The sequence below is a fragment of the Caulobacter sp. NIBR1757 genome, from assembly GCF_027912495.1.
Classification (GTDB): Bacteria; Pseudomonadota; Alphaproteobacteria; order Caulobacterales; family Caulobacteraceae; genus Caulobacter.
Genome location: NZ_CP115463.1, coordinates 1,709,737 through 1,733,434 on the forward strand (window position 1 = coordinate 1,709,737; position 23,698 = coordinate 1,733,434).

Consider the following 23,698-nt stretch of genomic DNA (forward strand, 5'->3'; position numbering starts at 1 on the left):
CCCCTTGAACCTGCGGGGAAACCGGTGCACTCAGCCGCCCAATTGTTAGTCCCGGACGAACTATGCCCAAAGCCAAGGTCAACGGCGTCGAGGTCGAATTCGAGCCCGGCATGACGGTGCTCCAGGTGGCCGAGATCGCGGGGGAGGAAATCCCCCGGTTCTGCTACCACGAGCGCCTCAGCATCGCCGGCAACTGCCGCATGTGTCTGGTCGAGGTCAAACCTGGCCCGCCCAAGCCGCAGGCGAGCTGCGCCCTGCCGGCCGCCGAAGGCCAGGAGATCTTCACCCGCACCCCGATGGTCAAGAAGGCCCGGGAAGGGGTGATGGAGTTCCTGCTCATCAACCACCCGCTGGATTGCCCGATCTGCGACCAGGGCGGCGAGTGCGACCTGCAGGACCAGGCGATGGGCTACGGGCGGGACGATTCCCGCTATGGCGAGAACAAGCGCGCCGTCGAAGAAAAAGAGATGGGTCCGCTCATCAAGACGGTGATGACGCGCTGCATCCAGTGCACCCGCTGCGTGCGGTTCATCACCGAAGTCGCCGGCGTGCCGGAGATCGGCCTCATCTCGCGCGGCGAAGACGTTGAAATCACGACCTATCTGGGCGCTGCGGTGACCAGCGAGCTGTCGGGCAACGTCAATGACCTCTGCCCCGTCGGCGCCCTGACGCACCGGCCATGGGCCTTCAACTACCGGCCCTGGGAACTGAAGAAGACCCAGAGCATCGATGTCATGGACGCGCTGGGCAGCGCCATCCGCGTCGACAGCCGCGGCGCCGCCGTGCTGCGCGTGCTGCCGCGGGTCAACGAGGACATCAACGAGGAATGGCTGAGCGACAAGAGCCGCTACGCCGTCGATGGCCTGGGCCGTCAGCGCCTTGACCGTCCCTATGTCCGCACCGGCGGCAAGCTCAGCCCCGCCACCTGGCCCGAAGCCTTCGCGGCGATCGCCGGCAAGCTTTCGACGACCGCGCCTGAGAAGGTCGGGGTCATCGCCGGCGACCTGCAGGACGCCGAATCGATGAAGGCGGCGCTGGACCTCTTCACCTCCATGGGGGTGAAGAACCTCGACTGTCGCCAGGACGGTTCCGCCCTCGGGACCGGCCCGCGCGAAAGCTGGCTGTTCAATTCCACCCTCGCCGGTGTCGAGAACGCCGATGTGGTGCTGATCGTCGGGGCCAACCCGCGGACCGAGGCGGCCGTGTTCAACACCCGCCTGCGCAAGCAGTGGGTGGCCGGCAAGACCCGCATCGGCCTGATCGGCCAGCAGGTCGATCTGACCTATTCGTACGACTACCTCGGCGCCGGCGTTTCGAGCCTGTCGGGTCTGGCCAAGTCGAAGTCAGACTTCGTGAAGGCCTTCAAGGACGCCGAGCGGCCGGCCATCATCGTCGGCGCCGGCGCTTTCGCCCGTGAAGACGGCGCGGCGGTGCTGAAGGCGCTGGCCGGGGTGGCCAAGAGCTTCAACGTCGTGCGCGAGGGCTGGAACGGTTGGAACGTGCTGCACAGCGCCGCCGCCCGCGTCGGCGGTCTCGACATGGGCTTTGTCCCGGGCGAGGGCGGTCTGTCGACCCGTGAGATGCTGAAGCCGGGCGCGCTGGATGTGCTGTTCCTGCTCGGCGCCGACGAGTGCGAGGCTTCGGCCAGCGGCGCCTTCACCGTCTATCTGGGCAGCCATGGCGATCGCGGGGCCCACAAGGCCGACGTCATCCTGCCGGGCGCCGCCTACACCGAGAAGAGCGGCCTCTACGTCAACACCGAGGGCCGGGTGCAGATGGGCGAACGGGCCGTGTTCCCGAAGGGCGAAGCCCGCGAGGACTGGGCGATTATCCGGGCGCTGTCGGACCGGGTCGGCAAGACCCTGCCGTACGACAGCCTCGACCAGCTGCGCAGCCGACTGTTCGCCGATCACCCGACCTTCGGCCAGATCGACTACGCGCCGGGCTCGGTCGCCACGACCTTCGACCTGAGCGGCCTCGGCGCCGCCGGGGATGTCTCCGACGCGCCGTTCGCGAGCGCTGTCGAGGCCTTCCACCTGACCAACCCGATCGCGCGCGCCAGCGTGACCATGGCCGAATGCGCGGCCCTGGCCAGCGGCGCGGCCAAGATGGCGGCGGAGTAGCCCGTGCCGACGACCCCCGACTTCTGGACCACTCCGCTCGGCTGGTTCCTCGTCCACACCGGCCAGATCCTGGCCGTGCTGGTCTGGATCCTGCTCAGCCTCGCCTTCCTGCTGTGGGGCGACCGCAAGGTCTGGGCCGGCGTGCAGATGCGTAAAGGGCCCAACGTCGTTGGTCCCTTCGGCCTGTTCCAGTCGTTCGCCGACTTCCTGAAGTTCCTGCTCAAGGAAATCGTCATCCCGGCCGGGGCCGACAAGACGGTGTTCCTGATCGCCCCCATCCTGACCTTCGTCCTCGCCTTCGGGGCTTGGGCGGTGGTGCCGCTGGCGCCGGGCTGGGTGATCGCGCCGATCAATCCGGCCATCCTCTACATCTTCGCCATCAGCTCGATGGGGGTGTACGGCATCATCATGGGCGGCTGGGCGTCCAACTCGAAGTATCCCTTCCTCGGCTCGCTGCGCTCGGCGGCCCAGATGGTCTCCTACGAGGTCTCCATCGGTTTCGTGATCATCACCGTCATCCTGCTGGCCAACACCATGAGCCTGGTGGAGATCACCGAGCAGCAGGGCGGCTGGATCTGGAACTGGAACGTCTTCGGCGGCGGCCTGAAGAACCTGCCGCTGGCGGTGGTGATGATCCCGATGGCGGTGATATTCTTCATCTCGGCCCTGGCCGAAACCAACCGCCCGCCCTTCGACCTTCCGGAAGCGGAATCGGAGCTCGTGGCCGGCTACCAGGTCGAATACAGCTCGACCCCCTACCTGCTGTTCATGATCGGCGAGTACGCCAACATCGTCCTGATGTGCTCGCTGTTCACCATCCTGTTCTTCGGCGGATGGCAGCCCGGTTTCCCGGTCGAGTTCATGAAGGACTGGCCGGAGACGCTGCAGAGCTTCCTGCTGTTCCTGGTCTTCTTCGCCAAGACCATCTTCATGTTCTTCCTGTTCGCCATGGTGAAAGCCATCGTGCCTCGCTACCGCTATGACCAGCTGATGCGGCTGGGCTGGAAGATCTTCCTGCCGACCTCGCTGATCGCCGTGGTCCTGGTCGCGGCCTACCGCGTCTACACGGGGCACGCCTGATGCGTGCCGCCCTGCTTCTCCCACTGGTTCTGCTTGGCGCCTGCGCCACGCAGCCGGACGCCAACCCGGGCAGCTACACGCTCGGCCGTGGCCTGGTGACCTATGACGAGCTGAAGCGGGCCAAGGACAAGTGCGTCGCGGCCGGCGGCGTGGTGCGGCCCTATACCGACGGCGGCGACCAGTACCAGCTGTCCAACTACCAGTGCGTCATCGCCCCCAAGGAGAAGGCTCAATGAGCCGCCTAGCCCAGACCATCAAGGGTTTCGCCCTCATGGACTTCGTCGGCGCCTTCGGGCTGGCCATGAAGTACATGCTCGCGCCGAAGAAGACGGTGATCTATCCCAATGAGCGCGGGCCGCAGTCGCCGCGCTTCCGGGGCGAGCACGCCCTGCGCCGCTATCCGTCCGGTGAAGAACGCTGCATCGCCTGCAAGCTGTGCGAGGCCATCTGCCCGGCCCAGGCCATCTACATCGAGGCCGAGCCTCGCGAGGACGGCAGCCGGCGCACCACCCGCTACGACATCGACATGGTCAAATGCATCTACTGCGGCCTGTGCCAGGAGGCCTGCCCGGTGGACGCCATCGTCGAGGGACCCAACACCGAGTTCGCCACGGAAACCCGTGAGGAGCTCTACTACGACAAGGAACGGCTGCTCGATAACGGCGACCGTTGGGAGCGCGAGATCGCCAAGAATCTGGAGTTGGACGCGGCCTATCGCTAAGAGCGGCCACGCGATTCCAGGACTAACGATCCAGCGGTATTGAGAAGGGACGAAGGCCACATGGGCCTGCAGGCGATAGCCTTCTATCTGATGGCGACAGTGACGGTGCTGGCGGCGTTTGCCGTGGTGTCGGCGCGCAACCCCGTGCACTCGGTGCTGTTCCTGATCACCGCCTTCTTCAGCGCGGCGGGACTGTTCGTGCTGATCGGGGCCGAGTTCCTGGCGATGCTGCTGGTCGTCGTCTACGTCGGCGCGGTGGCGGTGCTGTTCCTGTTCGTCGTCATGATGCTCGACGTCGACTTCAAGTCGCTGCGGCAGGGCTTCGCCCAGTATCTGCCCTTCGGGCTGATCGTGGCCGGCATCCTCACCCTCGAGATGATCGTCGTGTCGATCAGCGTCGCCACCAAGGGCGCGGCCTCCAAGGTCAGCGGCCCGGCCGCCAGCCTGCCGGACGTCTCCAACGCCGAGACCATCGGCCGGGTGCTCTACACCGACTACGTCTACTTCTTCCAGGCCGCGGGCCTGGTGCTGCTGGTCGCCATGATCGGGGCCATCGTCCTGACCCTGCGCCACAAGCCGGGCGTCAAGCGCCAGAACATCGCCGCCCAGAACCGTCGGGGTCCCGCGAGCGGCATGACCATCGTCGATATCAAACCCGGCGTCGGAGAAGGCGAATGATCGGCCTCACCCACTACCTGACGCTCGCGGCGATCCTGTTCACCATCGGGGTGTTCGGCATCTTCGTGAACCGCAAGAACATCATCGTCATCCTGATGTCGATCGAGCTGATCCTGCTGGCCGTGAACATCAACCTGGTGGCCTTCTCGGTCTACCTGCACGATGTGACGGGGCAGATCTTCGCCATGTTCGTGCTGACCGTCGCCGCGGCCGAGGCCGCTGTCGGCCTGGCCATCCTGGTGACCTTCTTCCGCAACCGCGGTGACATCGCGGTCGACGACGTCTCGGTGATGAAGGGCTGATCGCACCCATGTCTCACGAGCTTCTGGTCACCATCCTGCTGTTCGGCCCGCTGATCGGCGCGGCCATCGTCGGCCTGTCGGGCCGCCGGCTGGGCAACATCCCGAGCCAGGCCATCACCACCGGCCTGCTGTTCCTGTCCTGCGCCCTGGCCTGGACCACCTTCTTCGGCGTGGCGCTCGGCGACTGGCCCGACTTCACCGTCAAGCTGCTGCCCTTCATCAACGTCGGCGACTTCCAGTCGGCCTGGTCGATCCGCATCGATACGCTGAGCGCGGTCATGCTGATCGTGGTGACCAGCGTCTCGTCGCTCGTCCACCTCTACAGCTGGGGCTACATGGCCGAGGACGACAGCCGTCCGCGGTTCTTCGCCTATCTGTCGCTGTTCACCTTCGCCATGCTGGCCCTGGTTACCGCCGCCGACTTCATGCAGCTGTTCTTCGGCTGGGAAGGCGTCGGCCTGGCCAGTTACCTGCTGATCGGCTTCTGGTACAAGAAACCCACCGCGTCAGCCGCCGCCATCAAGGCCTTCGTGGTCAACCGGGTTGGCGACTTCGGCTTCGCGCTCGGCATCATGACCTGCTTCTGGATGTTCGGCTCGATCGAGTTCGCCGAGATCTTCCCGCAGGTCCCGACCTGGGCCGGCAAGACCTGGACCTTCATCGGCCGCGACTTCAGCGCCATGGACCTGGCCTGCTTCCTGCTGTTCATCGGCGCCATGGGCAAGTCGGCGCAGTTCTTCCTGCACACCTGGCTGCCCGACGCCATGGAGGGCCCAACCCCGGTCTCGGCCCTGATCCACGCGGCCACCATGGTCACCGCCGGCGTCTACATGGTCTGCCTGCTGTCGCCGATGTTCGAATACGCGGACGGCGCCAAGACCATCGTCACCGTGGTCGGGGCCGTCACCGCCCTGTTCGCCGCGACCGTGGGTCTCGCCCAGAACGACATCAAGCGGGTCATCGCCTACTCGACCTGTTCGCAGCTCGGCTACATGTTCTTCGCGGCCGGGGTCGGCGCCTATCAGGCGGCGATGTTCCACCTGTTCACCCACGCCTTCTTCAAGGCCCTGCTGTTCCTCGGCGCCGGTTCGGTGATCCACGGCATGCACCACGAGCAGGACATGCGGAAGATGGGCGCCCTGTGGAAGTACCTGCCCTTCACCTATGCGGTGATGACCATCGGCACCCTGGCCATCACCGGCGTCGGCATCCCCGGCCTCGACCTGGGCTTCGCCGGCTTCTACTCCAAGGACACCATCATTGAGGCCAGCTGGGCCGCCGGGCAGCACAACGCCGCCGCCCAGTTCGCCTTCGTGGTCAGCCTGCTGGCCGCCGCCCTGACCAGCTTCTACAGCTGGCGCCTGGCCTTCATGACCTTCCACGGCAAGCCCAAATGGGCTGAAGCCGACCACGGTCACGCCGCTGCCCACGCCCACGACGACCACGCCAGCCACGCCCAGCTCGAAACCCACAGCGAGCCGCTGCCGGATGATCATGCGCATGGGGCCCACGACGATCATGGCCACGGCCATGACCACAAGCCGCACGAAAGCCCGCTGAGCATGCTGGTTCCGCTGGCGCTGCTGGCCATCGGCGCCGTCGCCGCCGGCTTCTTCTTCGTCGAGCACTTCGTCGGCCACGACCAGGTCGAGTTCTGGCACGGGTCGGTGTTCAACGCCGCCACCAACCACATCCTGCACGAGATGCACGAGGCGCCGCCCTGGGTGATCTGGGCCCCGCTCGTGGTCACGGCCCTCGGCTTCCTGGTCGCCGTCTATGTCTACCTGCTCAACGAGGGCATGGGCGCGCGGCTGGCGGCCAAGGAAGGCCCGCTGTGGCGCTTCCTCTACAACAAGTGGTTCTTCGACGAGCTCTACGACGCCACCTTCGTGCGGGCCGCCAAGTTCCTCGGCGACCTGTTCTGGAAGGGCGGCGACCAGAAGATCATCGACGGCCTGGGTCCGGACGGCGTCTCCGCCGCCTCGATGCTGGTCGGCAAGGGCACGGGCCGGCTGCAGACCGGCTATGTCTATCACTACGCCTTCGTCATGCTGCTGGGCATCGCGGGTCTGCTGACCTACGCCCTGTTCCAGTTCCGAGGGTAGGCCAGGACCATGACCGGCATTCTTTCCCTCATCACCTTCTCGCCGCTCATCGGCGTCCTCGCCATCCTGGCCATCAAGCTGTCGGGCCGCACCGGCCCGGCGGCCGACAACGCCGCGCGCTGGATCACCCTGACCACCACGGTCGTGACCTTCGCCCTCAGCCTGCTGATGCTGGCCCAGTTCAACGCCGGCGATCCGGGTTTCCAGTTCCTCGAGGACTTCCCGCTGTTCGCCGGGCTGCACTACCGGATGGGCGTCGACGGGATCTCGGTCCTGTTCGTGATCCTGACCACCTTCCTGCTGCCGCTCTGCATCGCGGCCAGCTGGAAGTCGATCGAGACCCGCGTCCCCGAATACATGATCGCCTTCCTGGTGCTGGAAGTGCTGGTCATCGGCGTCTTCACCGCCCTCGACCTGATCCTCTTCTACATGTTCTTCGAATTCGGCCTGGTGCCGATGTTCCTGATCATTGGCATCTGGGGCGGCAAGCGCCGGGTCTACGCGGCCTTCAAGTTCTTCCTCTATACCCTGCTGGGCAGCGTGCTGATGCTGGCCGCCGTGCTGGCCATGATCGGCATCTCGGGCACCAGCTCGATCCCCGAGCTGATGCAGTACAAGTTTGATCCGGTGCTGCAGACCTGGCTGTGGCTGGCCTTCTTCGCCTCCTTCGCGGTGAAGATGCCGATGTGGCCCGTCCACACCTGGCTGCCCGACGCCCACGTCGAGGCGCCGACGGCCGGTTCGGTCATCCTGGCCGGCATCCTGCTGAAGCTCGGCGGCTACGGCTTCCTGCGCTTTTCCCTGCCGATGTTCCCGCAGGCCTCCGAGGTCTGGGCCCCGCTGGTCTTCGGCCTGTCGGTCATCGCCATCATCTACACCTCGCTGGTCGCCTTCCGGCAGACCGACATCAAGAAGCTGATCGCCTACAGCTCGGTCGCCCACATGGGCTTCGTGACCATGGGCATCTTCAGCGGTAACGCGGTCGGGGTGCAGGGCGCCGTCTACCAGATGATCAGCCACGGGGTGATCTCCGGCGCGCTCTTCCTCTGCGTCGGCGTCGTCTATGACCGCATGCACACCCGCGAGATCGCCTTCTACGGCGGCCTGACCCAGCGCATGCCCTGGTACGCGGCGGTCTTCCTGCTGTTCACCATGGGCAACGTCGGCTTGCCGGGGACCAGCGGCTTCGTCGGCGAGATCATGACCCTGACCGGGACCTATCAGGCCTCGACCTGGACGGCCCTGCTGGCCTCGACCGGCGTCATCCTGTCGGCGGTCTACGCCCTGACCCTGTACCGGCGCGTGATGTTCGGCGAGATCACCAATCCGCAACTCGCCAACATCACCGACCTGGACTGGCGCGAGGTCGCCATCTTCGTTCCGCTGATCGTTTCGACCCTGTTCCTCGGGGTCTATCCGCACAGCATCTTCCAATACACCGGCGCCTCGGTCGATGCGCTGGTCGGCGCCTATCGCGCCGCGACGGGCGGGTAGGGGTCACGCCATGTTCATGAGCCACCTCTCCCTCGCCTGGCCGGAAGTCATCCTCATGGTGGCGGCCCTCGGGCTGCTCGTCTGGGGCGCCTTCCAGGGCAAGGTCACGGCGCTGTTCAACGCCGTCGCCATCCTGGCGCTGATCGCCGCCGCCGTCGCCGCCATGATCGGCCCGCACGGAACCGCCTTCGCCGGCGGCCTGATCTCGGACCCGATCTCCGCCTTCGCCAAGGTCTTCATCTACGGCTTCACGGCCGTCTCGATCCTGCTCACCGACCGCTGGCTGGCCCGGCGCGGCGAGGCCAAGTTCGAGCTGACCGTCCTGATGCTGCTGGCCGCGCTCGGCATGGGCGTCATGGCGTCGGCCGGCGACCTGATCAGCCTCTACATGGGCATCGAGCTGCACTCCCTGGCCCTCTACGTCCTCGCCGCCTTCCGCCGCGACGACGGCAAGGGCTCGGAGGCCGGCCTCAAGTACTTCGTGCTCGGCGCCCTCAGCTCCGGCTTGCTGCTCTACGGCGCCTCGCTGATCTACGGCTTCGCCGGCTCGACCCAGTTCCCGGTCATCGCCGAGGCGGTGAAGGCGGGCGGGGCGGGGACCGGCGTGCTGTTCGGTCTGGTCTTCCTGATCTGCGGCATCGCCTTCAAGGTCTCGGCCGCGCCCTTCCACATGTGGACGCCCGACGTCTACGAAGGCGCCCCGACCCCCATCGTCGGCTTTTTCTCCGCCGCCCCCAAGCTGGCCGCCATGGTGCTGCTGGCCCGGGTGCTCAGCGAGGGCTTCGGCAGCGCCATCAACGACTGGCGCCAGGTCATCGTCGCCCTGGCCATGCTGTCGATCTTCGTCGGCGCCTTCGCCGGCCTGGCGCAGCGCAACCTGAAACGCCTGTGGGCCTACAGCTCGATCGCCAACATCGGCTACGCCCTGCTGGGTCTGGCCGCCGGCGGCGAGGCCGGCACGCAGGCGATGCTGCTGTTCATGATCCTCTACATGGTCGACGTGACCGGCTTCTTCGCCATCCTCTGCGCCCTGCAGCGCGATGGTCGTCCCATGGAGACCATCGACGACATGGCCGGCCTGGTGAAGGAACGTCCGGGCATGGCCCTGGCCATCACCGCCTTCGCCCTGTCGGCCATCGGCATGCCGCCGTTCGCGGGCTTCTGGGCGAAGTACTATGTGTTCAAGGCGGCCATCGGCGCCTCGGGCGGCATTCCCTTCGTCGACGCCGGCGCCAACGGCTACATGGCCTGGGCGGCCATCCTCGGCCTGGTCGGCAGCGTGGTGGCGGCCTTCTACTACCTGCGCCTGATCAAGGTGATGTGGATGGACCCGTCCCCCGGCGCGACCGAGAAGCCGCCGCTGGAGGCCCGCACCATCGGCATCCTGGCGGCCCTGTTCAGCTTCCCGGCCTGCATCGTGGCGCTGATCTGGCTCGACCCGCTGGCCCGGGCGGCCGCCGCGGCGCTGGGGTAAGTTATCCAGCTTGTCCGTCCTTACAGCGGCGCCAAGATGACGAGCGGAGGAGAATAGCGGTGGCCAAATCGTTCGCCGGATGCTTCCGCTCCGCTTTGATGGAGCATGGCTTTGTGCGCCACGGAGCCGGCGTGATCCTGTCCACGGAAGAGGTGGCTTGCTACGTCGCAGCTGAGACTTTTCGGTACCGACCGAACGTGTCCTTCGGCCTTTGGTTATTTTCAGTCTCGCCTGAAACGCCGCCGGACCGGCATGAGCACTACCATATCTACGGCGCCGCCGATCTAATTTGCGGTCTGGATATTCGAGTGCATACCCAGGCCTATCTGAAGTCACCGGAGGAACTGCGGGCCCAAGAGGACGTGGTTGTTGGGATGGCCGGATCGTTTGCCGACGGCCTCCGCAACATGACGACACTCGTCGCACTAACTTCAATGTACGCCAGTGGCCAATTTGCGCGGTGTTTGGTTAGGAAAGAGGCGGATCAATTTCTAGAACTGGCGGGGTCGGCTCGTGTTGGGTCGTAGTGAAATAGCTAAAGTAGCGATCGCCGTCTAAGTGAACACGCCTCCAATCATTGCCTACGACGAAATCGACTCCACCAACGCCGAGGCCCGCCGTCGCGCCGAAGCCGGCGAGATGGGCCCGGTCTGGCTGACCGCCCGCCGTCAGACCGCCGGGCGCGGCCGCCGCGGCCGGGCCTGGGAAACGGGGCAGGGGCGCAACCTCGCCGCCACCCTGCTGCTCACCACCCAGCGCCCGCCCGGCGAGGCGGCGCAGATCAGCTTCGTCGCCGCCCTGGCGGTGGCCGAGCTCGCCGACGCCTATGTGCCGGCCAGCCTCGTCACCCTGAAATGGCCGAACGATCCGCTGATCGGCGGCCGCAAGACCAGCGGCGTCCTCATCGAATCCGGCCCCAGCCCGCTCGGCGGCCTGTGGCTGGCCGTCGGCATCGGGGTCAACCTCGCCGAGGCCCCCGAGAACCCCGAGCGGCCCGCCACCACCTTCGCCGCCCACATGACCGCCCCGCCGCCGGCGCCCCTCGACGCCCTCACCGTGCTGGCCACCGCCTTCGCCCGCTGGCAGGAGGTCTGGGACCGCTTCGGCTTCCCGGCCATCGCCGACGCCTGGATGCGCCGGGCGCACGGCATCGGCGAGCCCTGCGTCGCCCGCCTGGGCAACGAAACCGTTGAAGGCGTGGCCGAGGGCCTCGATCCCGACGGATCGCTCAGACTGCGCTTGCCAGACGGCATGCTGCGCCGCATCACGGCGGGCGACGTGTTTTTCGGAGACCGCTGAATGCTGCTGGCCATCGAGCAGGGCAACACCAACACCCTCTTCGCCGTGCATGACGGCAAGGACTGGATCGCCCAGTGGCGCACCGCCACCGAAAGCACCCGCACGGCCGACGAATATGCCGTCTGGCTGGCCCAGCTGCTGGCCATGTCAGGCATGAGTCTCGGCGCCCTGACCGCCTGCATCATTTCCAGCGTCGTGCCGCAGTCGCTGTTCAACCTGCGCAATCTCTCGCGCCGCTACCTGCACGTCGAGCCGCTGGTCATCGGCGAGAACGCCGAGCTCGGCATCCCGGTGCGCATCGACAAGCCCAGCGAGGCCGGCGCCGACCGGCTGGTCAACGCTATCGGCGCCCACATCGTCTATCCGGGCCCGCTGATCGTCATCGACAGCGGCACCGCCACCACCTTCGACGTCATCGGGGCCGATGGCGGCTTCGAGGGCGGCGTTATCGCCCCCGGCATCAACCTCTCCATGCAGGCCCTGCATGAGGCGGCGGCCAAGTTGCCGCGCATCGCCATCCAGCGGCCCGAGCGCAACCGCGTCGTCGGCACTGACACGGTCACCGCCATGCAGTCGGGCGTCTTCTGGGGCTACATCGGCCTCATCGAGGGGCTGATCAAACGCATCAAGGATGAACGCGGCGGCCACCTGACCGTTGTCGCCACCGGCGGCGTCTTCTCCCTCTTCGAAGGCGCCACCGACGCCATCGACCATTTCGACGGCGACCTCACGATCCGGGGTCTGCTGGAAATCCACCGCAGGAACACCACTTGACCGATATGACTAAGCCTTCTCCGAGCGACGAACTCATCTTCCTGCCGCTGGGGGGCTCCAACGAAATCGGCATGAATTTCAACCTCTACGGCTATGGGCCGGAAGAGGCCCGCAAGTGGATCGTCGTCGACCTCGGCATCACCTTCGGCGACCAGACGACGCCCGGCGTCGAGGTCATCCTGCCCGATCCGACCTTCATCGAGGCCTATGCCGACGATATCCTCGGCATCGTCCTGACCCACGCCCATGAGGACCATATCGGCGCCGTCGCCTGGCTCTGGCCGCGCCTCAAGGCGCCGGTCTATGCGACGCCGTTCACCGCCTTCCTGCTGCGCGAGAAGCTGCGCGAGAAGGGTCTCCTCGACGAGGTCCACATCACCGAGGTGGCGCTGGGCGGCTCCATCGAGCTTGGACCGTTCGAGCTCGAACTGATCACCCTGACCCACTCGATCCCGGAGCCGAACGGCCTGGCCATCCGCACGCCGCTGGGCACCATCCTGCACACCGGCGACTGGAAGATCGATCCCGACCCGCTGCTCGGCGCCGTCACCGACGCCGCCGCCATCCGCCGCCTCGGCGACGAAGGCGTGCTGGCCATGGTCTGCGACAGCACCAACGTCTTCGTGGACGGCGTCGCCGGATCGGAAGGCGAGGTCCGCGTCGCCATGACCAAGCTGATCGGCTCGCTGAAGGGCAAGATCGCCGTCGGCTGCTTCGCCTCCAATGTCGCCCGCATGGACACCGTCATCCGCGCCGCCGAGGCCGCCGGCCGCCGTGTCTGCCTGGTCGGCCGCTCGATGCACCGCATGGCCGCCGCCGCCAAGTCGGTGGGCCTGATGAAGGGCACGGCCGAGTTCGTCAGCGAAAAGGAAGCCGGCTACTTCCCCGAGAGCACCATCCTCTACCTGTGCACCGGCAGCCAGGGCGAGGCCCGCGCCGCCCTCTCGCGCATCGCCTCCGGCACCCATCCGCACATCACACTTGGCAAGGGCGACCACGCCATCTTCTCCAGCCGCGTCATCCCCGGCAACGAGGTCTCGATCCGCGCTCTGCAGAACGGCCTCGCCGACCGCGGCGTGCGCCTCTACACCGAGCGCGACCACCCCGGCATCCACGTCAGCGGCCACCCCTGCCGCGACGAGCTCAAGCAGATGTACCAGTGGGCCCGGCCGCAGATCGCCGTCCCCACCCACGGTGAGCGCCGCCACCTGCTCGAACACGCCGCCCTGGCCAAGGACCTGCAGGTGCCGATGACCGTCACGCCGCGCAACGGCGACATGGTCCGCCTGGCCCCCGGCCACCCCTCGATCATCGATGAAGTCCCCGCCGGCCGCCTGTACGTCGATGCCGGGGTCCTGACGCCCGAGAACGGCGACGCCCTCAAGCAGCGCCGCCACGCCGCCTTCAACGGCGCCCTGACCGTGTCGGTCGTGCTCGACGCCAAGGGCAAGCTGGTCAGCGGCCCGCAGGTCCGGGCGCTGGGCCTGCCCGGCGACGAGGAATATCCCCTCGACGACGCCCTGGACGATCTGGCCGACGAGGCCGAACAGGCGATCCGCAAGATCCCCGGCGAGGACCGCGCCTTCGACGAGATCGTCGAGCAGGCCATCTGCCGCGTGGTCAAGAAGGGCGCCTACCGCATCTGGGAACGCAAGCCGATGGTCGAGGCCGTGGTGCTGCGCATCTGATGGCCGACGCGCCCGGACCCTGGTCAGACCAACCCCCGCCGCCCCGCCCGCTGACCCTGGTCGAGCTGTGGAAGCTGGCCTGGCCCAACATCGTGGTCACGGTCGCGATCCTGCTGGTCGCGGTCTGGCAGACCGGGCGCATGCTGTCGGGCGACGCCAATCTCGGCATCGACTGGGGTGGCCTGTCGGCCGCCGCCCTGGCCCAGGGCCGCTGGTGGACGCCGTTCACCAGCATGTTCATGCATGCCGGCATCGCCCACCTGATCTTCAACATGCTGGCCCTGGCCCAGCTTGGCCCGATCGTCGCCCTGCGCTTCGGCCGGGACGGCCGCGCCCTGGTGACCTATCTCGCCTTCTACCTGCTCTGCGGCCTGCTCGGCGACGCCGTCTACCTCGTCCTCCATCCGACCAGCGCCGTGCCGATGATCGGCGCCTCCGGGGCCATCTTCGGCCTCTGGGGCGCCAGCGCCCGGCTTGGCCCGAACGGCAGCCTCGCGCCCATCTTCTCCCGCCAGGTCTGGAAACAGACCCAAAGCGCCATCGTCAGCAACCTGGTGATCATGGCCATCATCCTCGTGCCGGCTCTGCTGTCCGGACAGATGAGCTACGGCGGCATCGCCTGGGAGGCGCACCTGGGCGGCTACCTCGCCGGCCTCCTGCTCATCGGCCTGCCGGTGTTCCGGGCTCGTCCGATTTTTTGAATCCCGGGTATGTCAGCTGGCGGCGACGGCAGAGGCGCCGACTCCTCGTACGGCAGCGCGCCGGTGGTTTTCGGTGGGTCATTTGAGGGGTTTGGGGTGGTCCTGATATCGGTCTCGGGTGGGCGCCCAGGTGGTCAGAGGGTGTTGTAAAATCACGAAAAAACCGACTCGCCTTGTCCGTGGCCGTGGTAAGATGGCCCCGCTTCGGCAAACCACCTTCCGGGAACGCCCCGGCTGACCCTTCGTCACGGTGGAGGCGGCGCGCCAACCGGTGTAGGACATCCGCGCATCATCCAGGCAGGACTCCCCATGATCGGCAAACTCAACCACGTCGGCGTCGCCACCCCCTCCATCGACGAAGCGGTGAAGATGTATCGCGACGTGCTCGGCGCGACCTCCATCACCGACAAATGGGCGATGCCGGAACAGGGCGTCTGGGTCTGTTTCGTCAACCTGCCCAACAGCCAGATCGAGCTGATCGAGCCCTACGGCGAATCCTCGCCGATCCACGGCTTCCTGGCCAAGAACCCCAAGGGCGGCCAGCACCACATCTGCTTCGAGGTCGAGGACATCATCGCCGCCCGCGACGACATGAAGGCCAAGGGCGCGACCGTGCTTGGCGAACCGCGCATAGGGGCGCACGGTACGCCGGTCATCTTCATCCACCCCAAGGACATGGGCGGCATGCTCGTGGAATTGATGGAAACGCCGAAGGGCGATCACCACTGATGGGCCCGCTGACCGCCTTCGCCGTCTACCTGACCATCTGGTGGACGACCCTGTTCGTCGTCCTGCCGCTGGGCAGCCGCAGCTACCACGAGTCCGGCATCAAGGTGACCGACGGCGGCGACCCCGGCGCGCCGGTCAATCCCAACCTCAAGAAGAAGTTCATCACCACCACCTGGGTGTCCTTCATCGCCTGGGCCCTGCTGATGCTGGCCCTGCACTTCCACTGGATCCCGATGCCGTCGCTGGCGCACTGGGAATAGGCGCGGCTCTGTCCGTCATCCGCCGCGCTTGAGGGCGCCGCCGCCGATCAGACCGACCAGATACATCCCTGCCAGGACGAGGTTGGGCAGCACGTTCAGCCCGAAGCCCGTGGCGATCGACAGGGTGCAGTCGATCACGAACCAGCTGATCATGCCCGCTGTGATGGCGTTCCACACTGGCCGGGCCCGGTCTTCCATCGCAAGGGCGGCCCGGACGACAAAGGCCAGGGTCACCGCCCAGCCGATCGACACCGCCCCCATCACGCCCAGGCTGAACCGCAGGGTTGCGTCGAAGCGGGGATCGGCCGCGCTGTTGAGGGTGCTCAGCAACAGGCGGATGGGTCCGCTGGTGGCTTCAAAAGCGCCGCCGCACAGCACTGCCCCGAACAGACCGATGGAAATGCACCAGGCCAGAAACCACCCGCGCCAGAAGCCAGACATGTTGAGTTTTCCTCTCGTTCGTATCGGTTTCGACCATCCTTCCCGTCATCGGCGGGAGCGGGTCAATTACCTCCCGGGTCGTTGAACTGACGCCGTGTCCGGGCGACAGTCCCGCAACGGCGAGGTCCCAGACGTGTCCACCATGATCCCGCAGGCTGAGGCAGGCTTTCCAAGGCTGCTGCGCGAATGGCGTCTGAAGCGCCGGCTGTCGCAACTGGACCTGGCGCTCACTTCCGGGGTCTCGCAACGGCATGTCAGCTTCCTGGAATCGGGCCGGGCCAATCCCAGTCGCAACATGATCCTGCAACTGAGCGAAACGCTGGAGGTCCCCCTGCGTGACCGCAACGCCTGGCTGACCGCTGCAGGGTTTGCCCCACTGTTCCGCACCCGCGCCCTGGAAGATCCTCAGATGGGTCAGGTCCTGAGCGCCGTGCGCATGATGCTGACGGCGCACGAGCCCTTCCCGGCCCTTGCCCTGGACCGGGCCTGGAATGTGCGGATGTCGAACAAGTCATTCGACCAGATGGGGGCCATGCTGGGCGACGACATCTGGGCCAGGATCGGTGGCGAGCAACGCAACCTGATGCGCCTGTTCTTCCACCCGCTTGGCATCCGCCCCTTCGTCACCAACTGGTCAGCGGTCGGTCCCCTGATGTGGAGCCGCGCCCAAAGAGAAGCCGAGACGCTGGGAGGTCTGGAGATGCAGGCGGTGCTGAACGACCTCGCGCCGCTTCAACCCGACACCATCCTGTGGTCCGCCGCTGACACCGCGCTCCTACCCGTGATGCCGTTCGAGATGCAGGTGGGGGACCTGAAGATGTCGATGTTCGCGATCGTCGCCACCTTCGGCACGGCCCAGGACGTCACCGCCGACGAGCTTCGGATCGAGACTCTCTTCCCCGCCGACCCGGAAACCGAAGCCCTGTTCCGCAACGCCGCCAGACGATAACCCCCGGCGTAATTGCGGCGGGGGAGGCGGTCTTTCAGGATCGCATCAGATCCAACCCCGGAGACCGCAAATGTCCAGTTCCCCGATCGACGTCGTCCGCCAGTTCATGAAGCTCATGGAGCCGCTGGACTATGATGCGGCCCTGAAGCTGGTCGCCGACGACTGCGACTACATCAACCCTCCGCCCCTCGGCGCGGTGCGCGGGCCGGCCGCGGTCAGGGCGGTCCTCGAGCCCTTCTTCGCCCCGACCCGCGAGAACGAGTTCCGTGTCCTGCGCGCGGCCGTCGACGGGCCGGTCGTCTTCCTGGAGCGGCTGGATCGGCACCTGTTTGGCGACAAATGGGTCGAGCTGCCGGTGACCGGTGTTTTCGAGGTCCACAATGGGCTGATCACCTACTGGCGTGACTACTTCGACGCGCCGACGATCCTGTCCCAACTGCCGGAGGCTTGAGGCGGATCAGTCCGCTCCGCGATTGCGCCGAAAAAATGGGCGCCCGGTTCGGCCCCGGCTGCACAATCGGCAGTCACATCGACGATTGCTGAGCTTGCCGACCGTCTTCACTGCACCCCGCGCCGAGTCCCATGCATTCTCAAGGCTCGGAGAGCGGGCCTCGCCCGCTGGTGTTTCCGTGGCGTATGTTCCCCGACGATTGACTTGGAGGCCGCCTGGGTTTGACCCGGCGGCCTTCTTTTCGCCCGCTGTCGTTGCCAATCAACACCCCCACCGGCTAAGTCAGCGCCGAATTCACAACGGGGTTGCCATGCGCCTGTCGCGCTTTTTTCTGCCGGTGCTCAAGGAAGTGCCCGCCGACGTCCAGATCGTCTCCCATCAACTCATGCTGCGCGCCGGCATGATCCGCCAGGAGGCGGCCGGTATCTACGCCTGGCTGCCGCTGGGCCTGCGGGTGTTGAAGAAGATCGAGCAGATCGTCCGCGAGGAAATGGACCGCGCCGGCGCCATCGAACTCTTGATGCCGACCCTGCAGCTCGCCGACCTGTGGAAGGAAAGCGGCCGCTACGAAGCTTACGGCGACGAGATGCTGCGCATCACCGACCGCCACGATCGCCAGCTGCTCTACGGGCCCACCGCCGAGGAGGTCGTCACCGACATCTTCCGGGCCTCGGTGAAGAGCTACAAGGACCTGCCGCTCAACCTCTACAACATCCAGTGGAAGTTCCGCGACGAGCGCCGCCCGCGCTTCGGCGTCATGCGCGGTCGCGAGTTCCTGATGAAGGACGCCTACAGCTTCGACCTCAACGAGGCCGATGCGCGGCGGTCCTACAACCGCATGTTCATCGCCTACCTCAACACCTTCGCCCGCATGGGCCTGAAGGCGGTGCCGATGAAGGCCGACACCGGCCCGATCGGCGGCGATCTCTCCCACGAGTTCATCGTCCTGGCCGACACCGGCGAGAGCCAGGTCTTCTGCCACAAGGACCTGGTCGAGATGGGCGCCCCCGGCCCCGACGTCGATTTCGACGGCGACCTGCAGCCGCTGGTCGACCAGCGCACGGCCCTCTACGCGGCCACCGAGGAGATGCACGACGAGGCGGCCTTCGGCGCCGTCCCCGCCGACAAGCAACTGTCGGCCCGCGGCATCGAGGTCGGCCATATCTTCTATTTCGGCGAGAAGTATTCCAAGCCGATGAAGGCCAACGTCGCCGGCCCGGACGGCGTCAGCGCCCCGGTCCACATGGGCAGCTACGGCGTCGGCGTCTCGCGCCTGCTGGGCGCCATCATCGAGGCCAGCCACGACGAGGGCGGCATCATCTGGCCGGACGCCGTCGCCCCCTACGACCTGGGCATCATCAACCTGAAGTCCGGCGACGCGGCCTGCGACGCCGCCTGCGAAAAGGCCTATGCGGCGGCCAGGGCGGCCGGCAAGGCGGTGCTCTACGACGACCGCGACGAGCGGGCCGGCGCGAAATTTGCAACGATGGACCTCATCGGCATCCCCCGGCAGATCGTCGTGGGCCCCAAGTCCATCGCGGAGGGCAATGTGGAAGTGAAGGTGCGCGCCACCGGCGAACGCTCGGTCGCCGCCCTCGACGCCGTGCTGGCGGAGCTCGCTTAAGGTGAGCAAAGCCGGGGGCAAGGCCGCGCCGTTCGGGATGTGGGAGCGCGCCGTCGCCGGCCGCTACCTGCGCGCCCGGCGCCAGGACGCGGGCGTCGCCCTGATCTCCATCCTCGCCTTCCTCGGCATCGGGGCCGCCGTGCTGGTGCTCATCGTGGTGATGAGCGTCATGAACGGCTTCCGCACCGAACTGCTCGACAAAATCCTCGGCTTCAATGGCCACGCCTATGTGGTCGGCCAGCTGCCCCTGTCCGATGGCCAGCGGGACGGCGTGGTGCAGCGCATCCGCAACCTGCCCGGCGTCGCCCAGGTCACCCCGATGATCGAGGGCCAGGTGATGATCGTCGGTCGCGGCCAGGCCGGCGGGGCCATCGTGCGCGGCGTCAGCCGCAAGGACCTCGAAGCCACCCCGCTGGTCTCCAGAACCATCAAGCCCGGCGGCTCGATCGAGGGCTACGGCCAGGGCGAATTCGGCGGCGACCTCATCCTGCTCGGCGACCGTCTGGCCATGCAGCTGGGCGTCGGTCCGGGCGATGCGGTCACCCTGGTCGCCGCCTCCAGCTCGCCCTCGGCCTTCGGCATGTCGGCCAACCAGAAGGACTACACCGTCGGCGGCCTCTTCAGCGTCGGCATGAGCGAATACGACCAGGCCTTCGCCTACATGCCGCTCGAGCAGGCCCAGCTGTTTTTCGGCAAGGAGGGCAGCGTCGATGTGCTGGAGGTCAAGCTCGACGACCCGGACGCCGCCGCCGGCCTCAAGCCGGCCATCCGCCAGGCGGCGGGACCGGGGGCCAGCGTCAGCGACTGGACCGAGAAAAACCAGAGCTTCTTCAACGCCCTGCAGGTGGAACGCACGGTGATGCGCTTCATCCTGTTCTGCATCGTGGTCATCGCGGCGATCAACATCGTCTCCGGCCTCATCATGCTGGTGAAGAACAAGAGCCGCGACATCGGCATCCTGCGCACCATGGGCGCGACCAAGAATTCCATCCTGCGCATCTTCTTCATGGCCGGGGCCAGCATCGGCGTGGCCGGCACCCTGGCTGGGCTGATCCTCGGCGTGCTGTTCTGCATGAACATCCAGTCCATTCAGAAGTTCGTGGAATGGGTGACGGGGACCAGCGTCTTCAACGCCGACGTCTATTTCCTGACCCACATCCCCGCCCGCATCGAGTGGGGCGAGGTGGCGCTGATTGTCGGGGTGTCGCTGCTGGTCAGCTTCATCGCCACCCTGCCGCCGGCTCTGCGGGCGGCCAGTCTCGATCCGGTCGAGGCGCTTCGCTATGAGTAGCCCGACCCTCAGCCTGCCCACTCTTTCGCTTAGGGGCGTCAAACGCACCTACAACGCCGGCTCCGGCCCGCTGGAGGTGCTGAAGGGCGTCGACCTCGACGTCATGCCGGGCGAGATCGTCGGGCTGATCGGGCCGTCCGGTTCGGGCAAGTCGTCGCTGCTGCACGCCGCCGGCCTGCTGGAGCATCCGACCGAGGGCCAGGTGTTCATCTCCGGCCAGGACTGCACCAACCTCGGCGATCGGCCCCGCACCCTGCTGCGGCTGTCCAGCATCGGCTTCGTCTACCAGTTCCACCATCTGCTGCCCGAGTTCACGGCGCTGGAGAACGTCGCCCTGCCGGCCCTGATCCAGGGCCGCGACAAGGCCTGGACCCAGGCCCGCGCCGAAGGCCTGCTGGCCAGCATGGGTCTGTCGGAACGCACCGACCACCAGCCGGCCCAGCTGTCGGGCGGCGAGCAGCAGCGGGTGGCCATCGCCCGGGCCCTGACCAACGAGCCGAAGCTGCTGCTGGCCGACGAACCGACCGGCAACCTCGACCCTGACACCGCCGCCGCCGTCTTCAAGACCCTGCACGACGCGGTTCGCGACCAGGGCGTCGCCGCCCTGATCGCCACGCACAATCTGGAACTGGCCCGCTACATGGACCGGGTGTTCGCGTTGAAGGATGGGCTACTCGAAGAGCGGCGGTTCTAGAGCGGAAACGGGGACACGCTGATCCAACGTGTCCCCTCTTCCTTACCGCGCGGTTGGCGCGGGACGCGGCGCAGGCATGGGAGTCGGCGCGCCGAACATGATCGGCAGGTTGATGTTTCCGAACCCGGCGGGTGAACCATCCGACATCACAGGCCGAAGCCTGAACTTCGGCGCCAGCTTCAGGGCCGCTTCGGCGAACCCGTTGCCCGCAGGCGTTTCGCCGTGGGTTTCGCAGTCGGTGAGCAAGCCTGCCGGCGTCGTCTTGCACCACAGCACGACCCGACCGGACAACCCCGCCTCCAGAGCCTTGCGGGGGTAGACAGCGGCGACGTCGGCCCCGGTCGGGCGGGCCTCGAAGACCGGCCGGCCAAACTCTGGCGGCTTCGGCGGAGCCGGCGGGGCAGGGGGCGCCGGCGGAGCCTGGAGGCGGGCCAGGGGCGCGAGGGGCGGCGTCGGCGGCGTCGGCGCGGTCATCGGCGTCAGCGGGGTGGGCGGCGTGGGCGGGGTCGGCGCTGTCATGGGCGACGGCGGCGTCGGCGGGGCCGGCGGCGGCTCGGGCGCCGGGGCGGGCGGAGCCGGGGGCGCGGGCGGCGCCGCGGGGGCCATGACGATATCGACGACGGTCGGGCCGTCCTCGTCGTCTGTCCGCTGCCGCACCTTGATCAGGCCGATGTCCTTGGCGTCGAGGGCGTTGGGCGTGAAGTCGGCGGGGGCGGCCTTGCCGTTGACCAGGAAGGTCACGCCGGCCAGTTGTGCATCACGTCCCGGATCGCCCGTCGCCGGGGTCAGGACGATGACCGGCCGGCCGCTCCAGTAGGCGACGCCGCCCTTGACCCGCATCTGGTCGGCCGCGACCTGGATCTCGCCCTTGGGCGCCAGCGCATTGTCCTGCATCGACTGCTTCCACTGCGAGGCGCGGCCGGCGATGGCGCGTTCGGGCGCGGCCTGCATGGCCAGGGCGACGCTGGCCCCGCCGATCGACAGGGCCAGGACGGCGCCGATGGCGATGACGCTGGCCCTGGCGCGCAGGGAGGCGGGGGCGTGGGGCTTCAGAATGGCCTTGAGACGCATGGCGGTCTTCCTTCCGGCGCCGATGAATGCGGATTGCGGCTCCGGGCCGGCGCTGAGGCGGAGCGTTTCGAGAAGGGTTTCGGCATAGGCGCGGCGGGCGGCGGGATCGGCCTGGTTGAGGGCGATGGCGTCGCAATGCTCCTCGCGGGCGGCGTTCAGCCGGGCATGGATCATGGCCATGAAGGGGTTAAACCACATGATCGCCAGCAGCACGCCCTCGGCCCAGGCGCGCGGGTTGTCGCCGCGCTTGAGGTGGGCCAGCTCATGGCCGCAGATCAGGGCCAGGCGCGGGGTCGGCAGCTTGGTCAGAACCCGGGGAATGATGATCGTGGGGCGGACCAGCCCCGCCAGCAGCGGGCTGCCGGCCCGGTCGGAGGCCTTCAAGGCCGGGGCGCGAACCTTGAGGGCGGCGGCCTGGCGGTCGAGGTCGGCGATCAGGGCCTCGTCGTCCAGCGGCCGGGCGCTGGCCAGCAGGCGGCCGAGCAGGACGTGGCGGCGGACAAGCAACACCACACCGACGATCATGCCCAGCAGCATGAGGCTGAGCAGCAGCGTCGGCGCCAGCACCCGGGCCACGTCGATCCAGGTCTGGAACGGGGTTGTCGCCGGAACGACGCTCACGGCCGCGTCGACAATGACGGCGGTCGGATCCGTCTCCGGCGCCCCCACGGGGACCGGACGCGACAGATGCGGCGAGACCAGCACCACGGCGACGACGGCCAGCACCGGGGCCAGCAGGGCCACGCCCCAGACCCGCTCGCGCAGACCCGGCGCGCCGGTGATCCGCTCGGCCAGCAGGCCGGCGCCAAGGCCCAGCGCGCTCATGGGCAGGGTCGCGCCGAGGATCAGCAGGGAGAGGGTGATCCCATCCATCACTTTTCCTCCTCGGCGTTGAGCAGGGCTTCCAGATCGCGCAGCTCTTCGGGCGAGAGGATAGCGCTGCCGGCGAAGGCGGAGGCGGGCAGGGGGCCCTCGACCTCGAGCACCCGCATCACCCGGCGCAGCACGCCGCCGAGGATGTCGGCCTTGGCCTGGGCCGCCTCATAGACCGCCAGGCCATGCACCGATCGCCGCACCAGCAGGCCCTTGGCCCGCATCCGCTCCAGCACCGTGCGGGTGGTCGAGGCGGTCCAGTCCAGCGCCTCTGGCAAGGCCGCCTGGATCTCGCGGGCGCTGGCCGCGCCGTCGCGCCAGAAGACCTTGAGGATCTCGAGTTCGGTGTCGGATGGCGGCTGAGTCATGCTCGGGTCTCGTCTGACGTCACGGGTACGCTACAAATGTAGCGTATCGCTGTCAACCGTCACGAACGCCGGTCCCCGGCGCCCTCTGGCCGGCGCCCGCTCGCCCAGATTTCGCCATGCAAACAAGGCCATAGAAACAGTTCTGTAGTCGGGAGGCGCGTATGGCCCATCAGTTCGAGTTCGAAGGTCAATCGGGCCATGGCTATCGCTACCAGCCGCTGGAAGGCGAAGGCCCGATGTCGCCGACAGGGGCCAACTACCTGTTCGTCAAGATGAAGGGCGGTGAGCGCACCGTGGTCTACGCAGGCGAGACCGAGTGCCTGCACAAGGGCGTCCACTCCGGTTGGGACAAGGCCAAGAAGACCTTCGGGGCCAACACCATCCTGGTGCGCCTGAACGTCACCCGCGCCATCCGCCGGGCCGAACTGGAAGACATCGTCGCCCTGCACAACCCGCCCATGAACGGCGACGAAGAGTAACACCGGTTCTGGTTGCCTTCACGATAGCA

General features: G+C 67.2%; 25 protein-coding genes. 22 read left to right on the forward strand and 3 right to left on the reverse strand.

The features are described 5' to 3' along the window. The first annotated feature begins 62 nt into the window (after window positions 1-62). The 16 genes from nuoG to O5I81_RS08340 all read left to right on the forward strand — a co-directional run bounded on the left by nuoG (window position 63) and on the right by O5I81_RS08340 (window position 15,428). A complete protein-coding gene (gene nuoG, locus O5I81_RS08265) occupies window positions 63-2,123 on the forward strand; it encodes an NADH-quinone oxidoreductase subunit NuoG (RefSeq protein WP_271068471.1) in 2,061 nt (686 codons plus the stop codon). Window positions 2,124-2,126: 3 nt separating this feature from the next. Beyond that, complete coding sequence (nuoH, locus tag O5I81_RS08270) at window positions 2,127-3,203, forward strand: NADH-quinone oxidoreductase subunit NuoH (protein ID WP_271068472.1); 1,077 nt, start codon at window positions 2,127-2,129, stop codon at window positions 3,201-3,203. Then, entirely contained in the window at window positions 3,203-3,439 is a 237-nt protein-coding gene (locus O5I81_RS08275) for a hypothetical protein (RefSeq protein WP_271068473.1), read from the forward strand. Before nuoH ends, O5I81_RS08275 begins: the two co-directional genes overlap by 1 nt. Next, complete coding sequence (gene nuoI, locus O5I81_RS08280) at window positions 3,436-3,924, forward strand: NADH-quinone oxidoreductase subunit NuoI (RefSeq protein WP_271068474.1); 489 nt, start codon at window positions 3,436-3,438, stop codon at window positions 3,922-3,924. The genes O5I81_RS08275 and nuoI overlap by 4 nt, the downstream gene beginning before the upstream one ends. Before the next feature lie 60 nt (window positions 3,925-3,984). Beyond that, window positions 3,985-4,602, forward strand: coding sequence for an NADH-quinone oxidoreductase subunit J (locus O5I81_RS08285; RefSeq protein ID WP_271069009.1), 618 nt, complete (start codon window positions 3,985-3,987; stop codon window positions 4,600-4,602). Beyond that, window positions 4,599-4,904, forward strand: coding sequence for an NADH-quinone oxidoreductase subunit NuoK (gene nuoK / locus O5I81_RS08290; protein ID WP_271068475.1), 306 nt, complete (start codon window positions 4,599-4,601; stop codon window positions 4,902-4,904). The genes O5I81_RS08285 and nuoK overlap by 4 nt, the downstream gene beginning before the upstream one ends. An 8-nt stretch (window positions 4,905-4,912) precedes the next feature. Then, entirely contained in the window at window positions 4,913-7,009 is a 2,097-nt protein-coding gene (nuoL, locus tag O5I81_RS08295) for an NADH-quinone oxidoreductase subunit L (protein WP_271068476.1), read from the forward strand. A 9-nt stretch (window positions 7,010-7,018) separates the two neighbouring features. Continuing rightward, the gene (locus O5I81_RS08300) at window positions 7,019-8,503 is read left to right on the forward strand and encodes an NADH-quinone oxidoreductase subunit M (protein WP_271068477.1); all 1,485 of its coding nucleotides are present in this window, start codon (window positions 7,019-7,021) and stop codon (window positions 8,501-8,503) included. Window positions 8,504-8,513: 10 nt separating this feature from the next. Then, entirely contained in the window at window positions 8,514-9,977 is a 1,464-nt protein-coding gene (gene nuoN / locus O5I81_RS08305) for an NADH-quinone oxidoreductase subunit NuoN (protein WP_271068478.1), read from the forward strand. A 59-nt stretch (window positions 9,978-10,036) separates the two neighbouring features. Next, complete coding sequence (locus O5I81_RS08310) at window positions 10,037-10,504, forward strand: hypothetical protein (RefSeq protein ID WP_271068479.1); 468 nt, start codon at window positions 10,037-10,039, stop codon at window positions 10,502-10,504. Between the two features lie 31 nt (window positions 10,505-10,535). Then, window positions 10,536-11,276 carry a biotin--[acetyl-CoA-carboxylase] ligase gene (locus tag O5I81_RS08315; RefSeq protein WP_271068480.1) on the forward strand — a complete coding sequence of 247 codons (741 nt, stop codon included), beginning with the start codon at window positions 10,536-10,538 and terminating at the stop codon, window positions 11,274-11,276. Then, window positions 11,277-12,050 (forward strand): type III pantothenate kinase, encoded by a 774-nt coding sequence (locus O5I81_RS08320; protein WP_271068481.1) that lies wholly within the window; start codon window positions 11,277-11,279, stop codon window positions 12,048-12,050. 5 nt (window positions 12,051-12,055) lie between these two features. Next, window positions 12,056-13,738 carry a ribonuclease J gene (locus O5I81_RS08325; RefSeq protein ID WP_271069010.1) on the forward strand — a complete coding sequence of 561 codons (1,683 nt, stop codon included), beginning with the start codon at window positions 12,056-12,058 and terminating at the stop codon, window positions 13,736-13,738. Then, the gene (locus O5I81_RS08330; RefSeq protein ID WP_271068482.1) at window positions 13,738-14,439 is read left to right on the forward strand and encodes a rhomboid family intramembrane serine protease; all 702 of its coding nucleotides are present in this window, start codon (window positions 13,738-13,740) and stop codon (window positions 14,437-14,439) included. The genes O5I81_RS08325 and O5I81_RS08330 overlap by 1 nt, the downstream gene beginning before the upstream one ends. A 309-nt stretch (window positions 14,440-14,748) precedes the next feature. Next, window positions 14,749-15,168, forward strand: a complete 420-nt coding sequence (mce, locus tag O5I81_RS08335; protein WP_271068483.1) for a methylmalonyl-CoA epimerase — start codon at window positions 14,749-14,751, stop codon at window positions 15,166-15,168. After that, entirely contained in the window at window positions 15,168-15,428 is a 261-nt protein-coding gene (locus O5I81_RS08340) for a DUF1467 family protein (RefSeq protein WP_271068484.1), read from the forward strand. Before mce ends, O5I81_RS08340 begins: the two co-directional genes overlap by 1 nt. A gap of 15 nt (window positions 15,429-15,443) precedes the next feature. Here the strand turns inward: O5I81_RS08340 and O5I81_RS08345 are convergent, their stop codons facing one another. Further along, window positions 15,444-15,869 (reverse strand): hypothetical protein, encoded by a 426-nt coding sequence (locus O5I81_RS08345; protein WP_271068485.1) that lies wholly within the window; start codon window positions 15,867-15,869, stop codon window positions 15,444-15,446. 142 nt (window positions 15,870-16,011) lie between these two features. Between O5I81_RS08345 and O5I81_RS08350 the strand changes: the two genes are divergently transcribed. The 5 genes from O5I81_RS08350 to O5I81_RS08370 all read left to right on the forward strand — a co-directional run bounded on the left by O5I81_RS08350 (window position 16,012) and on the right by O5I81_RS08370 (window position 20,878). Beyond that, window positions 16,012-16,818, forward strand: coding sequence for a helix-turn-helix transcriptional regulator (locus tag O5I81_RS08350; protein WP_271069011.1), 807 nt, complete (start codon window positions 16,012-16,014; stop codon window positions 16,816-16,818). A gap of 70 nt (window positions 16,819-16,888) precedes the next feature. Then, window positions 16,889-17,269 carry a limonene-1,2-epoxide hydrolase family protein gene (locus O5I81_RS08355; RefSeq protein WP_271068486.1) on the forward strand — a complete coding sequence of 127 codons (381 nt, stop codon included), beginning with the start codon at window positions 16,889-16,891 and terminating at the stop codon, window positions 17,267-17,269. 310 nt (window positions 17,270-17,579) lie between these two features. Further along, a complete protein-coding gene (gene proS, locus O5I81_RS08360; protein ID WP_271068487.1) occupies window positions 17,580-18,893 on the forward strand; it encodes a proline--tRNA ligase in 1,314 nt (437 codons plus the stop codon). A 37-nt stretch (window positions 18,894-18,930) separates the two neighbouring features. Further along, window positions 18,931-20,184 carry a lipoprotein-releasing ABC transporter permease subunit gene (locus tag O5I81_RS08365; protein WP_271069012.1) on the forward strand — a complete coding sequence of 418 codons (1,254 nt, stop codon included), beginning with the start codon at window positions 18,931-18,933 and terminating at the stop codon, window positions 20,182-20,184. Beyond that, on the forward strand, window positions 20,177-20,878 hold the full coding sequence (locus O5I81_RS08370; protein WP_271068488.1) for an ABC transporter ATP-binding protein: 702 nt from the start codon (window positions 20,177-20,179) through the stop codon (window positions 20,876-20,878). The genes O5I81_RS08365 and O5I81_RS08370 overlap by 8 nt, the downstream gene beginning before the upstream one ends. 42 nt (window positions 20,879-20,920) lie before the next feature. On the opposite strand, the gene O5I81_RS08375 is transcribed toward O5I81_RS08370, so the two are convergent. Together O5I81_RS08375 and O5I81_RS08380 are read right to left on the reverse strand one after the other, a co-directional pair. Continuing rightward, the gene (locus O5I81_RS08375) at window positions 20,921-22,822 is read right to left on the reverse strand and encodes a M56 family metallopeptidase (protein ID WP_271068489.1); all 1,902 of its coding nucleotides are present in this window, start codon (window positions 22,820-22,822) and stop codon (window positions 20,921-20,923) included. After that, the gene (locus O5I81_RS08380) at window positions 22,822-23,190 is read right to left on the reverse strand and encodes a BlaI/MecI/CopY family transcriptional regulator (protein ID WP_271068490.1); all 369 of its coding nucleotides are present in this window, start codon (window positions 23,188-23,190) and stop codon (window positions 22,822-22,824) included. Before O5I81_RS08380 ends, O5I81_RS08375 begins: the two co-directional genes overlap by 1 nt. A 161-nt stretch (window positions 23,191-23,351) precedes the next feature. Between O5I81_RS08380 and O5I81_RS08385 the strand changes: the two genes are divergently transcribed. Next, a complete protein-coding gene (locus O5I81_RS08385; RefSeq protein ID WP_271068491.1) occupies window positions 23,352-23,669 on the forward strand; it encodes a hypothetical protein in 318 nt (105 codons plus the stop codon). The last annotated feature ends 29 nt before the right edge of the window (window positions 23,670-23,698 follow it).